This is a genomic window from Kitasatospora sp. NPDC057738, from assembly GCF_042798815.1.
In the GTDB taxonomy this organism is placed as follows: Bacteria; Actinomycetota; Actinomycetes; order Streptomycetales; family Streptomycetaceae; genus Kitasatospora; species Kitasatospora lactacystinica.
On record NZ_JBHVJT010000134.1, the window covers coordinates 1 to 581 of the forward strand.

Below are 581 nucleotides of genomic sequence, written 5' to 3' on the forward strand. Positions count from 1 at the left end.
GCTCCGGCCCCCGCGGGCGGAGCCGGGCCCCGGCTCACATCTCAAGTCCCTGTTCGAACATCACCTGGCGGACCTCCACGCCGGTGTGGCGGGCGTCCGGGATCAGCCCGGCGAGCTCGATCGCGCGCTCCCTGGTCTCGACGTCGACCAGGTAGAAGCCGCAGACGAACTCCTTGGTGTCCAGGTACGGGCCGTCGCTGTGCACCGGGCCGCCGCCGCGGACCCGTACGGTGGTGCTCCGCTCGGGCAGCGCCAGCGACTGCGTGGTGACCAGCTCGCCGGACTCCTTGATGAGCTTCATGAAGTCGCCGTGGCCGGCGTAGACGGCCTGCTGCTCGGCGACGGACAGGCCCTCCCAGAGCACCGGGTCCATGTGCATCACGAGCAGGTACTTCATGATTCTCACTCCTTGGGCCACGGCCCCCGGCTTTCTCCAGGGGTCCTCACAGGGGACGTCGGAGCCGACGGCCCGTTTTCGACACGAAAGCGCATGGACAGGAGGGGGAGGGCCCCATCAAGCTGCCCGGAAGGGAGCCCCCCGCACCCCACCCGGCCGAACCCCATTCCGTCCTCTCCCACCA

At 69.7% G+C, this 581-nt stretch carries 1 protein-coding gene; it reads right to left on the minus strand.

The features are described from left to right. Window positions 1-34: 34 nt before the first annotated feature. Window positions 35-397: a YciI family protein gene (locus ACFVGO_RS38525; RefSeq protein WP_359915582.1), complete on the minus strand. Its 363-nt coding sequence runs from the start codon at window positions 395-397 to the stop codon at window positions 35-37. Window positions 398-581 lie beyond the last annotated feature (184 nt).

Bases quoted from the DNA above. Each gene is read 5' to 3' on its own strand.
- ACFVGO_RS38525 (WP_359915582.1), bottom strand. From the start codon at position 397: ATGAAGTACCTGCTCGTGATGCACATGGACCCGGTGCTCTGGGAGGGC.